General features: G+C 59.4%; 9 protein-coding genes and 1 pseudogene. 3 read left to right on the top strand and 7 right to left on the bottom strand.

All coding sequences use genetic code 11. The annotated features are described in order from the left end of the window. The first annotated feature begins 20 nt into the window (after positions 1 to 20). Positions 21 to 4,934: a leucine-rich repeat domain-containing protein gene (locus tag K0H48_RS07860; RefSeq protein ID WP_257626879.1), complete on the top strand. Its 4,914-nt coding sequence runs from the start codon at positions 21 to 23 to the stop codon at positions 4,932 to 4,934. An 8-nt stretch (positions 4,935 to 4,942) separates the two neighbouring features. On the opposite strand, the gene K0H48_RS07855 is transcribed toward K0H48_RS07860, so the two are convergent. The 7 genes from K0H48_RS07855 to acs all read right to left on the bottom strand — a co-directional run bounded on the left by K0H48_RS07855 (position 4,943) and on the right by acs (position 12,980). Beyond that, positions 4,943 to 5,923, bottom strand: a complete 981-nt coding sequence (locus tag K0H48_RS07855; protein WP_017138427.1) for a GlxA family transcriptional regulator — start codon at positions 5,921 to 5,923, stop codon at positions 4,943 to 4,945. Between the two features lie 245 nt (positions 5,924 to 6,168). Next, positions 6,169 to 6,933, bottom strand: coding sequence for an ABC transporter ATP-binding protein (locus tag K0H48_RS07850; RefSeq protein WP_003214336.1), 765 nt, complete (start codon positions 6,931 to 6,933; stop codon positions 6,169 to 6,171). A gap of 27 nt (positions 6,934 to 6,960) precedes the next feature. Next, the gene (locus K0H48_RS07845) at positions 6,961 to 8,073 is read right to left on the bottom strand and encodes a succinylglutamate desuccinylase/aspartoacylase family protein (protein ID WP_219267042.1); all 1,113 of its coding nucleotides are present in this window, start codon (positions 8,071 to 8,073) and stop codon (positions 6,961 to 6,963) included. A gap of 1 nt (position 8,074) precedes the next feature. Continuing rightward, the gene (locus K0H48_RS07840) at positions 8,075 to 8,773 is read right to left on the bottom strand and encodes an ABC transporter permease (RefSeq protein ID WP_099548200.1); all 699 of its coding nucleotides are present in this window, start codon (positions 8,771 to 8,773) and stop codon (positions 8,075 to 8,077) included. Then, positions 8,770 to 9,459 carry an ABC transporter permease gene (locus tag K0H48_RS07835; RefSeq protein WP_017138431.1) on the bottom strand — a complete coding sequence of 230 codons (690 nt, stop codon included), beginning with the start codon at positions 9,457 to 9,459 and terminating at the stop codon, positions 8,770 to 8,772. The genes K0H48_RS07840 and K0H48_RS07835 overlap by 4 nt, the downstream gene beginning before the upstream one ends. A gap of 91 nt (positions 9,460 to 9,550) precedes the next feature. Next, positions 9,551 to 10,336 carry an ABC transporter substrate-binding protein gene (locus tag K0H48_RS07830; protein ID WP_138814186.1) on the bottom strand — a complete coding sequence of 262 codons (786 nt, stop codon included), beginning with the start codon at positions 10,334 to 10,336 and terminating at the stop codon, positions 9,551 to 9,553. Between the two features lie 688 nt (positions 10,337 to 11,024). Beyond that, positions 11,025 to 12,980, bottom strand: a complete 1,956-nt coding sequence (acs, locus tag K0H48_RS07825; RefSeq protein WP_056861684.1) for an acetate--CoA ligase — start codon at positions 12,978 to 12,980, stop codon at positions 11,025 to 11,027. A 397-nt stretch (positions 12,981 to 13,377) separates the two neighbouring features. Here acs and K0H48_RS07820 point away from each other — a divergent pair, with 397 nt between their 5' ends. After that, on the top strand, positions 13,378 to 13,647 hold the full coding sequence (locus tag K0H48_RS07820) for a DUF2790 domain-containing protein (protein ID WP_138814184.1): 270 nt from the start codon (positions 13,378 to 13,380) through the stop codon (positions 13,645 to 13,647). Positions 13,648 to 14,224: 577 nt separating this feature from the next. After that, positions 14,225 to 14,560 (top strand): annotated as a pseudogene (locus K0H48_RS07815) (ribonucleotide-diphosphate reductase subunit beta); the annotation flags it as partial.

Genomic DNA, 14,560 nt, shown 5'->3' with positions numbered 1-14,560 from the left:
CGAGTGCCCGGCGCGACGCCTTGAAAACCACCCGACTGCACTTCGCCGGCTGGCTGGCCGACGCCAATCGCCAGCAACACACGCCGCTCAAAGAGGCCATGGACCACCATTGGACCACGCAAAACCAGCTCGACAGCGCCCTGGCTGCACTTGAATCGCCTCAGGCTTTCGCCGCGCCCCTGCTGCACCAGGCTCTCAAGACTCGGTTTGGCATTGAGCGTGATGTCAGCACGACGTTTTTGCGCCTCTACGCCCCCCTGACGATACCGCTGTTCCCCATAGAAACCGGTGGGGTCAAGGCATGGACGGTGTCGCTGGTGGACGCGGCGCTGCACAATTTCGACGCAACCGAAGGCCAACCAGCCGCCTATACCGACGACTCCACCTTCATCACCCAACCGTCGGCCACCGGTCAGTTCGACACCCTGCCCGCCGTGACCGATAAAATCAGCATCGTGCAATTTGTCGGACTGTGCCGTGAGCTGGACATCGGTGCGCAGTACCAACGCTACCTCAAAGGCTTTTTCGGCTTCCAAAATGCCACGCTCCAGGCATCGCTGCGCAGCAAGGTGATCGCCAATCTCAAAGCCGAGGCGCTTACCTGCGTGCAGATGGCGCGCCTGAAAAAAGACGCGAGCGAATCGACGCTGCGCACACTCCGGGCGCACCTCTCCGAGCATCGCGGCCTGACGTTGCAAGGCAAGACCCTGCTCAACCACGATTTGAGCCTGATGGGCGCGCCGCTGACGGGCGTGGTGCTGTTCGCCGCCGACCTTGAGTCGCACCAGACTGCCGTGCCCGTGGTGGCGTACATTCCCGGCGACCCACAGGCACCTCTCAAGTACTACGCCAACGGCACTGCGTTCATGCGCGACCTCGCCGACAAGCTGAGCGACCCCGACTATCAGGCGTTTTTCAGCCGTTTCGTCAACCAGGAACACCGCGCCTACTTTTTCGCCGACCTCAACAACCGCCTGTCCCACATTGTCTGGCACCCGCCGCAGCCAGGCGACCCGCGTCCCACCTGGCATAAAGAGCCCGTGGCAAAGCCCAACCTGCAGTTTTACGCGACAAAAATCCCTGGCGAGCTGTTCGAACACCTGTATCAGCGCAAACTCAACAAGCTGCTCAATGATGCGCGAGCCATCGCCGTCCCCACCGCCGACGCCGACAGCAAGGCTCGCTGGCAGCGTTGGGACATCGTGCAGAAGGTCGGCAAAGCCATTCTCGAAATCGCCGCCTTTATCGTGACCCCTTTTGTGCCGCCGCTGGGCGCGCTGATGCTGGGCTACAGCGCTTATCAACTGCTCGACGAAGTGTTTGAAGGCATCATTGACTGGGCCGAAGGCCTCAAAACCGAGGCCCTTGAGCACTTGATGTCAATCACAGAACAAATGGTGCAATTGGGCCTGTTCGCGGTCGGCGCCCCCATTGCTCAAGGCTTGTTGCGACAGGCGCTGCCGAAAAAACTATGGGATTTTTTTGACTCCCTCACCCCCGTTACCGACGGCGACAAAACTCGCCTGTGGCCCGCCGACCTGGCGCCCTATGCCCATGACATTCAACTGCCGCCCGAGTCACGCCCCAGTGACGAGGGGCTGCACGCGCACACCGACAAACAGATCCTCGCGCTTAATGGGCAACACTTTTCCATTCAGCAGGAAGCAGGCAGCACCTACCTTGGCCACCCCGCCCGCACACACGCCTACCGCCCGCGGATCAGCGGTAGTGGCAAGGGCGCCTGGCTGATGCCCACCGATCGCCCGCTGACATGGGATCGCAACACCTTGCTGCGTCGGCTCGGTGCACCGGCCGACGAACTCACTGAAGCCCGCCTGGAATGGGCCCATCGCATCAGCGGCAGCGACGATGGGGCTTTGCGCAAGCTGTACATGGATCGCCAACCTGCGCCGGGGCTGCTGGCCGACACCCTCAAGCGCGTCGCCATCGACCAGCATCTCCAGGATTTCATCGACCAGATGAACAGCGATGATCAACAGCAATATCAAAAAGCCGATACCCAAACCCAACTGTGGCTGCTGAGCCAGACCAGCCTGTGGCCAGAAACCAAGACCCTGCGCTTTCTCAACGCCAAAGGTGAAACCGTCTGGGAGCACCGGGGCCGGGAAGACGCGGCAGTGGCCCAGATACATGAAGCCCAGATGAAAAATGGCGACTTGCTGAAAACCCTGCTGGAAACCCTGAACGAATCAGAGCGCAAAACCCTGCTTGAAGAACCCTTCGGTACGCCTGCCGCGCAACTGCACGTGCGCGCGGCAACATTGCGTAAACGGTTGGCACGCCAAGCCCGGAACCGTCAAGCCAGCATGTTTGACTCACGCTATCGAGGGCTGGAGACAACCCGCGACCCGCGCGTGCAAAAAATCATCGACAGCGCACCCGGCCTGCCCATCAGTGTTGCGCAGGAGGCGCTATTCGGCGCCACGGGCCAGGAGCTGCTGGAGATGGATCAAGGCATCCTGCCTCAGCGCCTGAGAGACCTCGCACACTGGGCCGCCCATGAGGTCAGAATCAGCCGCGCATATGAAGGCCTGTATATGGAGGCCCTGGAAAGTGGCGATACGCAGCGGCTCGCCCTGCATTCCCTGGAAAACCTGCCGGGCTGGTCGCCCCTGGTACGCCTGGAAGTACGCAATTTTCGCCGCACCGGCGCCTTACGGGACGCCGTCGGGCCTCCCGAGGGATCAATCCAACGCATTCTCGTGCGTACGATCGAGGGCCAATACATCCCTGAAGACGGCAAGGGCACCCTGTTCGGTGAAACCGACCTGTATACCGCCGTTATCCAAGCCTTGCCCGATACGCAGCGCGATGAACTGGGCATGCAAATCGGGCAAGGCCCACTGCTGCAAAATACCCTGCGTCAATACGCCCTGGGCCGTGAGCCACTGGGTGAGCTGCTGGCGACCGACCCGGTGCGCAAGCCCAATTACGACCCCACGCTGATGCGCCTGCCCGGCGGCATGGAGGGCTACGGCGCCGTAGCGCCAAACCATAACCTTGAGGCTCAATTACTGCGCGAGCTATACCCCAGCCTCAACCAGGAGCAAACAACCTATCTACTGTCCGCGCTCCACACCTTTGCGGGCTCACCCTTACAGACGCTTCAATACCTCAAGAGCGAGTTCTCACAGCTGGAAACCGCCCTGGCAAGCTGGCGCTCCAACCTCTCCGAAGTCTTCCTCAACCCCCAAGTACCGCTGTTTTCCTCGAGGGTGGCCGAAGAGCGGCTTCATCGCTGGATCTGGACCCACCAACTGATCCGTGCCTGGCGTCATGAAACCCCGCAGGACACAGAATTTGCCAGCGGCCGCCAATTACACCTCACCGCCCCCACACACGGCGAACTCCCGGTGCTGAGTGCCAACTTCGACCACATCTCCAACCTGGGATTGAGGGGCTATCCCACCACGCGCGGTGCGCCTGCCTTCGTGGCTCGCTTCCCCAATCTGCGCACACTGGCGATCAACGATATAGCACTCAACACCCTCCCCCCCGAGGTAATGGCGCTGCCCCATCTCAACAGCCTGACGCTGCGTAATTGCAACATCAACCTGACCCTGCAAAGCCGTGCCCAGCTTGCCCTGATGACCCGGCTTAAAAACCTGGACCTCTCCAACAACCGTCAACTGTCACTGTCCCCCAACCTTGGGCAAATGCCCGAGTTGCAGACACTGAACCTGAGCCACACGTATATTTCGCTGTTCCCCGAACACCTGCTGACTCGCCTTCAACTGACGAGCGCCAACCTCAGCAATAACTACTTGAGCAGGTTGCCTGAAGGCCTGTTTAACCTGCCTGCCCAAAGAGCCAGAGTCTTTAACTTGTCGGGCAACCCGCTCTCACGCGTCACGCTGGAAAAGATCAAAACCTATTGCCAAACGACCGGCGAACACTTCGGCGCAGACGCCAACCCGGCCGAGCGCCGCCTGGTTCAAGAGCTTTACCCCACCTACAGCGCCAATCAGGCGAATAACTTGATCTTCAGGTTGCCCGGTGGCCTGAATAACTCAATGGCAATACTCGAACGCCTCAAAGCTGATAAGGCCGATTACGAGCGCCTGCAAGCAGACTTGGGAGAATGGGTGCTGGGTGTACCCGAACGGTATCCGTTCATAAACACCCCTATAGACGAAGGGGTCCGCGCGCAGCAACAAATCCTTCGACGCCAGGCCAAGGCTGTATTGGAAGCCGGCTGGCGCGGGGAAACACGACTGGACTCAAGCCAGGAGCCACCGACAAGCACCCATGAACTGGAGCTGAAACTGCCGCTGCTCGGCGATTTACCGGCACTGAATATCAATTTCAAACATGTGTCGAAGATGGAACTGGCGGGAGAGCAAACAACCTCGATCCCGCAGGGTTTTCTTGAGCGCTTCCCCAACCTGGAAACCCTGCATATCCGCAGTTATGCCCTGCCAGACATCCCTGCGGGGGTGTTCAAGCTGACGCAGCTCAAGACACTGATCATCTCCCGTAGCCGTGTACAGCTGACGGCCACCAGCGCAGCCGCCCTTAGCGACCTGCACAATCTTGAATACCTGGACCTGAGTGGCAATCCATTGGGGCTGACGCCGGACGTCAGCAAGATGACCGGCTTAACCGGCCTGATCATCGAAGGCGCGGGCCTTACAGAGGTGCCCAACGGAACATTCAATCTGCCATTGCTCGGTCAACTGGATTTGCGCGACAACCAGATCACCGAGTTGCCCACCGACATACTGGAAGTGGAGCCAGACAGAGCCGAAGGCTTCGTTCTCAGCGGCAACACCTTCTCGCCGGAGACCATCACGCTGCTGGTGCCCTATTACCATCGCCACGCTGTGGACTTTGAAATCCCTGAAGTCAGGCAGCGCGCGCAGTTGAACCCAACCAACTCAACCGACACGTCGGAGGACGAGTCGGAACAGTAACAGGGCGCTCAACCGCGCTCAGACGGCACCGACGACAATTCAAACGGGCTGCTGCTGCGCCGCTGGTTACGGTCTTCACGCGGGGTGGCGCCAAAGAAGTTGCGGTAGGCGCTGGAGAAGTGCGGCCCCGAGGAGAAGCCGCACGACAAGCCGATCTGGATGATCGACTTGCTGGTTTGCATGAGCATCTGGCGGGCCTTGTTCAGGCGCAATTCCAGGTAGTACTGGCTGGGGACGCGATTGAGGTACTGCTTGAAGATCCGCTCGAGTTGTCGTCGCGACACGCACACATGCTGGGCAATTTCGTCGGTGGTCAGCGGCTCTTCGATATTGGCTTCCATCAGCAACACCGCCTGGGTCAGCTTCGGATGGCTGGAACCCAGGCGGTTTTGCAGCGGAATACGCTGACGCTCGCCGCCTTCGCGGATGCGCTCCACCACCAGTTCTTCGGAGACCGCACCGGCCAGTTCGGCGCCGTGGTCACGGGCCAACACGGCCAGCAACAGGTCGAGCACCGACATGCCGCCGCAGGCGGTCAGGCGGTCGCGGTCCCAGTCGAACAAATGGCTGGTGGCGATCACCTTGGGGAAACGCTCGGCGAAGTCATCCTGCCAGCGCCAATGCACGGCGGCGCGGTAGCCGTCGAGCAAACCCAGTTGGGCCAGTGGGTACACGCCCGCCGACAAGCCACCAATCACACACCCGGCCCGAACAAGCTGCTTGAGCGCGGTGCTGAGCTGAGAGGCGATCACGGTCGGCGGTTCGTCCGCCAGCAGGAACAGTTTCTGGAAGCCTTCAAGCTTGCCGGCCCAGGGCTCGCCCGGTAATTGCCAGGCCCCTTCGGTGCGCGGTTCGGCCTGCAAGAACGACAGTTCGTATACCACGTCCGGATGCACCCGCTGAGCAACGCGCAAAGCCTCCTCAGCCAGCGCAAGCGTGAGTGCTTTTGTGCTGGGCCAAATCAGGAAACCAATTTTATGGGCGGTCATTTAGGGGCTATCCGAAGCGAGTAACAGTAATGAAGACAAGGGCCAATGCTAGCCGGTAAACCAACACAAATCTCAAAACATATGGAGATCCAAGGTGGGAGCCGGCTTGCCTGCGATGGCGGTGGGTCAGTTGGCACATCTTTAACTGATACACCGCCATCGCAGGCAAGCCAGCTCCCACAGGGAACGAGGCGACCTCAAGGCTGCGAAATATGCACTATTTGAGTGCACAAAAGCAGTCTTGATTATTTCAGGCTACCCGAAAGGAACTGCTGCAACCGCTCGGACTGCGGGTTCACCAGCACCTCACGCGGGTTGCCACGCTCTTCGACGATACCTTTGTGCAAAAACACCAACTGGTTGGAGACTTCACGGGCAAAGCCCATTTCGTGGGTCACCACCACCATGGTGCGGCCTTCCTGGGCCAGGTCCTGCATCACCTTGAGCACTTCGCCAACCAGCTCCGGGTCAAGGGCTGAGGTCGGTTCGTCGAACAGCATCACCTCCGGCTCCATCGCCAGGGCGCGGGCGATGGCCACGCGCTGCTGCTCACCGCCGGACATGTGGCCGGGGAACGCATCCTTACGATGGCCCACGCCGACTTTGGCCAGGTAGTGCTCGGCCTTTTCACGCGCGTCTTTTTTCGACATGCCCAACACATGCACCGGCGCTTCCATCACGTTTTCCAGCGCAGTCATGTGCGACCACAGGTTGAAATGCTGGAACACCATCGACAGCCGCGAACGCATGCGCTGCAGTTGCTTCGGGTCGGCGGCCTTCATGGCGCCGTCCTTGTTGGCCACCAGTTTCAGCTCTTCGTTATTGAGCAAAATCTTGCCGGCGTGGGGTTGCTCCAGCAAGTTGATGCAGCGCAAAAAGGTACTTTTGCCCGAACCACTGGAACCGATGATGCTGATCACATCACCGGCCGCTGCGGCCAGGGACACGCCTTTGAGCACTTCATGACTGCCATAGCGTTTATGCAGGTCTTGGACTTCAAGTTTGTACATGCGGTCGGTTCTCACAAAAACAGGTGGTCAGTCGTTGAGCAAGCGCCCGTGACGCAGCGCTTCGCGCCCCGCCACCTTGGCCAGCCAGAAACCCGCTTGGGCATAACGTAGCCGTTCAACGGCAAACAACACCCCGGACGTACCCGCGCAAACAATGCTGACGCGATCAGTCAGGGGGTCAATCACTTCAAAAATCTCATCGCCCGCCTGCACCGAATCACCGGCTTTACGCAGGTAACTGATCACACCGGCATGGGGCGCGAACAACAATTCGGTGCCTTCAAACGGCAAGCCTTCGCACGCTTCGTATTGCGGCGCCGGCCATTGGCCTGTGATCAAGCCCTGCTCGGCCAGAAAAGCGAGGATGCCTTCGGCGTGGAAAATCGCTTCGTCACGGCCGGTGTCGGCCTGGCCGCCCAATTCCAGGGTAGTCGCCAGGCACGCCAGTGGAATCTGCGCGTCCGGGAACGCCTGCGACAGACGCAACCACGGCAGCGAGCACGCCTCATCAAACGAACTGCCGCCGGAGTCTTCCGCCAGCAGGCCGACTTTCACATTCAAGTGCGCCGACAACGAGCGCCACTGCGGCCAGTGTTGCGGCAACGCATACATGTGCAACGCAGCTTCAGCGTCGCAATGCAGGTCAAGGACGATATCGGCAGTGCAGGCGTGGCTCAGCAAGATGCGCTGCATGCCTTGCAACTGACTGCTCGGCGCGGGCAATGCGGCGAGTGCGTCGGCCATCGCCTGGCGGATCATGCGCACATTGGCGTGCGCATCATCTCCCAGCTTGCCCTTGAGCAACTCGGCTACCGGCGCGCTCAACTCGACGAAATCACGGTTGAAATTCTTGCCGCTACCCACCTCGAAACGCCCCTGGTGGCTGCCTTGCAGCAACTGGCCCAGGCCCATCGGGTTGGCCACCGGCACCAGCTCGATCACCCCGTTGAGGGCGCCTTGCTGTTCAAGCTCGGTAAGGCGCTTTTTCAGCTCCCACGCCGCGCGCATCCCCGGCAATTCGTCGGCGTGCAGGCTGGCCTGGATATAGGCCTTGCGCTCGCCACTGCCGAAGCGAAACACGCTCAGTTGGCGTTCACACCCCAGGTGACCCCAGGGCAACAGGTGATCGATACGTTCCATATCAATGCTTCCGTGGAGCCAGGTAGCTCAGCCAGCGGCGCTCGGCCAACTTGAACAGGCGCACCAGGATAAAGGTCAGGCACAGGTAGAACACGCCCGCGGTGATATAGGCTTCGAACGGCAAGTAGTACTGGGCGTTCACGGTGCGTGCAGCACCGGTAATGTCGATCAAGGTGACGATGGACGCCAGGCTGGTGGTCTGCAGCATCATGATCACTTCGTTGCTGTACTGCGGCAGCGCGCGGCGCAGGGCCGACGGCAGCAGGATGCGGCGGTACAGCTTGTAGCGCGACATGCCCATGGCCTTGGCCGCTTCGATCTCACCGTTCGGCGTTGCCTTGAGGCTGCCGGCGATGATTTCGGCGGTGTAGGCGCTGGTGTTGATCGCAAAGGCCAGGCATGCGCAGAACGTGGCGCTCGACAGCAGCGGCCACAGGAAGCTTTCGCGTACCGCTTCGAATTGCGCCAGGCCGTAGTAGATCAAAAACAGCTGCACCAGCATCGGTGTGCCGCGAATCACGTAGGTGTAGAGCCAGGCCGCGCCGTTGATGACCGGCTGCTTGGACACGCGCATCAAGCCCAGGGGCAAGGCAGCAAGCAGGCCGAAAAACAGCGAAATGGCCAGCAGTTTCAGGGTGGTTACCAGGCCGCCAAGGTACAGCGGCATGGCTTCCCAGATGACGTTGTAGTCGAAGATCATAGATCAGCCGCCCTTACGCCTACCGAGTAGCGCTTCTCAAGATAACGCAGGGCCAGCAACGACACGCTGGTGATCACCAGGTACATCGCCGCCACTGCGAGGAAGAAGGTAAAAGGCTCGCGGGTGGCGTCTGCCGCCTGCTTGGCCTTGAACATCATGTCTTGCAGGCCCACCACCGAAATCAGCGCGGTGGCCTTGGTGAGTACCAGCCAGTTGTTGGTGAAACCAGGGATCGCCAGCCGGATCATCTGCGGCACCATCACCCGGAAAAACACTTGGAAACTGCTCATGCCATACGCAAGGCCGGCCTCGGCCTGGCCCTTGGGGATGGCCATGAAGGCGCCACGGAAGGTTTCCGAGAGGTAGGCGCCAAAGATGAAACCCAGGGTGCCGATACCGGCGGCCAAGGGGTTCAAGTCGATATAGTCGTCATAGCCGAGCATCGGCGCGACGCGGTTTAACAAGTCCTGGCCGCCGTAGAAAATCAGCAGAATCAGCACCAGGTCGGGGATCCCGCGGATCACCGTGGAGTACAAGTCACCCAGCCAAGCCAGCCAGCGCACCGGCGACAGGCGTAACGCGACCCCGATCAGACCCAGAACAATGGCCAAGGCCATGGACGACAAGGCGAGCTGAAGCGTCAACCATGCGCCATCGAGGATGACAGCCCCGTAGCCGTTCAACATGATTCAGGTCCTCGAAAAGGGGGATGAAAAAATGGCGCAAACCTCAGGAATTCTGTTGCTTGCGCCATTTAGGACAGACAGCTGCGACGAGTTACTTAGGGTCAGCGCCGTAAATATCGAAGTCGAAGTATTTGTCCTGGATTTTCTTGTATTCGCCGTTGGCACGGATCGCCGCGATGGCCGCGTTGATCTTGTCCAGGTCGGCCTTGTCGCCTTTGCGTACCGCGATGCCGATACCGTCACCGAAGTACTTGGCGTCGGTGAACTGTGGGCCCACGAACGCGTAGCCTTTACCGGCCGGGGTTTTCAGGAAGCCGTCTTGCAGCAGGGTGGCGTCGGCCACGGTGCCATCGAGGCGACCGGCTTCCACGTCCAGGTAGATTTCGTTCTGCGAGCTGTAAGGCACAACCGTGACACCTTTAGGCGCCAGGACTTCCTTGGCGAAACGATCGTGGATCGAACCGCGTTGCACGCCGATTTTCTTGCCCTTCAGTTCATCCAGGCTGTCGCTGACCTTGGTGCCTTCCTTCATCACCAGCTGCGCTGGGCTCAGGTAGTAGCGGTTGGTGAAGTCCACAGACTTCTTGCGGTCTTCGGTGATGGACATGGACGACAGGATCGCGTCGATCTTGCGCACTTTGAGCGCAGGGATCAGGCCGTCGAATTCCTGCTCAACCCATACGCACTTGACCTTCATCTCAGCGCACAGGGCGTTGCCGATGTCGTAGTCAAAACCGACGATGCTGCCATCCGGCGCCTTCGAGGCAAACGGAGGGTAAGCCGCTTCGATACCAATTTTCAGAGGCTTTTCATCAGCGAAGGCCTGCATGGACAGCACGGACAGCGCCAGGGCGCCCAACAGCACAAGTTTCTTCATCTTGGGACTCCATCGGTATAGGGCAAAAAGCAGAATGAGCCGTGGCCCACGATGCGACTTAAGTGAAACCGAATAGCGGTGCTGCGTCCTACCCCGAATTGATACAGGAGACGACGAGCGAGTGATCGGCATTCTAACGACAGGCCGGAAGCCGATATTTCCTCAATGCGACAACAATTTACAGAAGCACTGAGAAAGCGGTTCCAGCACATTGACAGCCTCTGAATTTTATGCAGAGACAAAAGATATTAAACCTGTTGATGCTGCAAATTGCGGGCCTATTATTCGCAAACCCTTCTAGCACGGCAAGTCTGGCGTTTAATCTTATTTCCGCGGGTGTCTAAAACGCGGGTTTTCGGGGCGCAGGCGTAGCACATTGCCTCAGGAATGGGCGTGGGGTTACACATTTGGCGGCAGCGGTAACATTCAGAAATGCCCTACATGAAAAACCGATATTTATTGGCTTGGTGGTTTGCAGGGCCGCCTGACAGCTCACCTGCCGCCATTTGAAATGCGATCCAACTGTGGGAGCGGGCTTGCTCGCGAATGCGGTGGTTCAGCCACACATCTGCCAACTGACCCACCGCTTTCGCGAGCAAGCCCGCTCCCACAGGGAATCTCCACTGTTCTCAAGAGCCCACAAAAAAGCCCCACCCGGTTTTCACCGAGTGGGGCTCTTTACGCGGCCTTACGCGACGTTCATGGTCTTGTGCGTCTCAATCAAATGCGCCACCACACCTGGGTCGGCCAAGGTGGAGATATCCCCCAAGCCGTCATACTCAGCCGTGGCAATCTTGCGCAGAATCCGGCGCATGATTTTCCCCGAACGTGTCTTCGGCAAGCCCGGCGCCCACTGGATCACATCCGGCGAGGCAATCGGCCCAATCTCTTTGCGCACCCAGTTCTTCAGCTCCAGGCGCAGCGCTTCGTTCGGCTCCTCGCCATTCTTGAGCGTGACATACACATAGATGCCCTGTCCCTTGATGTCATGGGGCACACCCACCACCGCCGCTTCAGCGACTTTCGGGTGCGCAACCATCGCGCTTTCAATCTCGGCGGTGCCCATACGGTGGCCGGACACGTTCAGCACGTCGTCCACCCGCCCGGTGATCCACCAGTAGCCGTCTTCATCGCGGCGCGCACCGTCGCCGGTGAAATACATACCACGGAAGGTCTTGAAGTAAGTGTCGACAAACCGATCGTGGTCGCCATACAGCGTACGCGCCTGGCCCGGCCATGAATCGAGGATCACCAGGTTGCCTTCGGCAGCGCCCTCGATGATGTTACCGAGGTTGTCCACCAACGCTGGCACCACACCAAAGAACGGGCGTGCCGCCGAACCCGGCTTGAGGGCGTGGGCACCCGGCAGCGGGCTCATCAAGGTGGCGCCGGTTTCGGTCTGCCACCAGGTGTCGACGATCGGGCAACGGGATTGGCCAACATTCTTGTAGTACCAATCCCAGGCTTCCGGGTTGATTGGCTCACCCACCGAACCGAGCAGGCGCAGGCTGCTACCGTCAACGCCCTCACAGGCGGCGGTGCCCGACGCCATCATCGCGCGGATCGCGGTCGGTGCGGTGTAGAGGATATTGACCTTGTGCTTGTCGACGATCTTGCCCACCCGCGTGATATCCGGGTAGTTCGGCACGCCTTCAAACAGCAGCGTGGTCGCGCCATTGGCCAGCGGGCCGTAGACGATATAGGTGTGGCCGGTGACCCAGCCGACGTCGGCGGTGCACCAGTAGATTTCACCCGGGCGGTAGTCGAACACGCGTTCGTGGGTCAGGGCGGCGTACAGCAAGTAGCCGCCAGTGGTGTGCTGCACGCCTTTAGGCTTGCCGGTGGACCCCGAGGTGTAAAGGATGAACAGCGCCTCTTCGGCGCCCATCTCTTTTGGCGCACACACAGTGCCCGCCACTTTCATCAGGTCTTCGTACCAGATGTCGCGATGCTGGTTCCACTTGATGTTGCCATTGGTGCGCTTGCACACGATGACTTTCTGGATGCTGCTGGTTTCCGGGTTGGTCAGCGCGTCGTCGACGTTGGCCTTCAGCGGAATTTTCTTACCGGCGCGGATGCCTTCATCGGCGGTGATCACCACCTTCGACTTACAGTCGATGATGCGACCGGCCAGGGCTTCCGGTGAAAAACCGCCAAACACCACGGAGTGAATCGCACCGATGCGGGTACAGGCCAACATGGCGACCACGGCTTCGGGGATCATCGGCATATAGATAGTCACTACGTCGCCGCGATGCACATCCTGGCCACGCAGGGCGTTGGCGAACTTGCAGACTTCTTCATGCAGCTCGCGGTAAGTGATGGTGCGGCTTTCGGAAGGGTCATCGCCCTCCCAGATGATCGCCGCCTGATCACCACGCTCGGCGAGGTGGCGGTCCAGGCAGTTGTAGGAAACGTTGAGGGTACCGTCGGCGAACCATTTGATGTCGACATGGTGGTCGTCGAAAGAGGTCTGCTTGACCGCAGTGAAAGGCTTGACCCAGTCAAGGCGCTTGGCTTGCTCGCGCCAGAAGCCATCGGGGTTGACCACCGACTGCTGGTACATGGCCTTGTAGGTCGCCTCGTCGGTCAGCGTGTTGGCTGCTACTTCGGGGCGAACGGGGTACAGGGAAGCCGCACTCATCTTTCTTACCTCGGTGACAATAGTTGTTTTTGTATGCCCTGTTGTAGCCGGGGCGCCCCCATAGAACCATTCGACGATGGTAGTAACAAGCCCCTACAAAATGCCCTGCTATGCCCTTTCAGGGCTCTGGCCCGCGCCCTGCGTGGCTTTCACGCCTGATGAAAAAACCTTTACCACGGGATTGTTACAAAAACCGCCAATAGTGTTTATCAAAAGCACGGGTATATGAATATAACCCGCAGGCCTAAAATCAACTCCGCCAACAAGGCACCGTGATTAACACCGTAACAGCCCCCACGAAGGCAACGTTAATCCGAACTTCCCAACTCTTAAGTTACACACGCGGCCTCATAAGGGCCCCGTGACCCCTTTCGCCCTGAAGAAGGTAAATACACAAATGAAAGCTTTAATAGTTATGGCCCTCAGCAGCTTGTGCGCTACCGCCGCCCTGGCCGACGAAGCCCCGACTGAGCTGGCTGGTCAGAACGCACCGATAGTTGAGGATTACACTTACAGCACACACTTGGATGTGGCCAAAGTATTGTCCATGAGCAACATCCCAGATGTCTGCAACGTTGTACCAGTGCAAATGGAATATGAAGACTCGCAGGGCCAGCGTCATATTCTTAATTATCAAGTGATGGGCAATGGTTGCTCTAACGGGTAATAACTTTTTCAGTAAGATTTAAACCCGGATCTTGGTCGCCGCAAGAAATCGTTCTTGCGGCCAAGAACCGCCCCCTGGCCCACTGCCAACCCAATGTGGGAGCTGGCTTGCCTGCGATGGCGATCTCAGCCAAACACACCCCACTCAGCCCTCCACCACTCCCCCTCTCCCAGCCCTACAAAAACTATCCCACCGCCCGTCAAAAAATTCCTACCCCAGCAAAGCCTTGCAAACACACGCTCCGGCCGAAAACCACAGCATTTTGGCCCTCAATCGTGACCATCCGCCGCAACACAAAGCCGATTTTTTCCCTATAATGCGCGGGTAAATCGGGCCTGCAATATCCCTTTACACTGGGATAAAGAGCCAGACCTGAGGCCTCCGCGCGAGCCTGCATCTGTTGCTGCGCACCTCAAGCCTCAAGCAGAACCCGTAATCCTATTCCGTTTAATTGCCTGCGCGAGCTGTTGCAACAAACGATTCCTTAAGATCCACCGCGGCCTCAGGGCCGTGTGAACACCCAACCATCCGGTTTCACACGGGCACCTTTGAGCCCTCACGCAGGAGACGACACGTCATGCTGAGCTGGGACGAATTCGACAAAGAAGAAGAAGGCGAAGTAGCCGCCAAAGGCGCCAACGCCGGCCACGCCACCGAAGCCAACATGGACCGCCTCGACGGTGCCGGCGCTGCCGCCGCCATCGAAGCCCGCGCCGTCACCGCCAGTGACTCCGCCGCCATCGTGCGCGCCAAGGCCGCCCTGGACAAACTCGACGTCGCCGAAGGCCTCGCCGAACTCGAAGGCTCCGCCGCCCGCGTCGCCGTTGACGAAAAGCGCATGATCAACTGCCGCGCCGACCTCAACCAACTCGTACCCTTCAAGTACGACTGGGCCTGGCAAAAGTACCTCGAC

The sequence above is a fragment of the Pseudomonas sp. Xaverov 259 genome (assembly GCF_019352915.1).
Lineage (GTDB): Bacteria > Pseudomonadota > Gammaproteobacteria > Pseudomonadales > Pseudomonadaceae > Aquipseudomonas.
This window is presented reverse-complemented; position numbering and strand designations above follow the sequence as displayed.

What these genes read in the sequence shown, in the direction of transcription:
- K0H48_RS07840 (WP_099548200.1), bottom strand. Translation starts at nt 8,773, where the DNA reads ATGATCTTCGACTACAACGTCATCTGGGAAGCCATGCCGCTGTACCTT.
- K0H48_RS07830 (WP_138814186.1), bottom strand. Translation starts at nt 10,336, where the DNA reads ATGAAGAAACTTGTGCTGTTGGGCGCCCTGGCGCTGTCCGTGCTGTCC.
- K0H48_RS07820 (WP_138814184.1), top strand. Translation starts at nt 13,378, where the DNA reads ATGAAAGCTTTAATAGTTATGGCCCTCAGCAGCTTGTGCGCTACCGCC.
- K0H48_RS07855 (WP_017138427.1), bottom strand. Translation starts at nt 5,923, where the DNA reads ATGACCGCCCATAAAATTGGTTTCCTGATTTGGCCCAGCACAAAAGCA.
- K0H48_RS07835 (WP_017138431.1), bottom strand. Translation starts at nt 9,459, where the DNA reads ATGTTGAACGGCTACGGGGCTGTCATCCTCGATGGCGCATGGTTGACG.
- acs (WP_056861684.1), bottom strand. Translation starts at nt 12,980, where the DNA reads ATGAGTGCGGCTTCCCTGTACCCCGTTCGCCCCGAAGTAGCAGCCAAC.
- K0H48_RS07845 (WP_219267042.1), bottom strand. Translation starts at nt 8,073, where the DNA reads ATGGAACGTATCGATCACCTGTTGCCCTGGGGTCACCTGGGGTGTGAA.
- K0H48_RS07850 (WP_003214336.1), bottom strand. Translation starts at nt 6,933, where the DNA reads ATGTACAAACTTGAAGTCCAAGACCTGCATAAACGCTATGGCAGTCAT.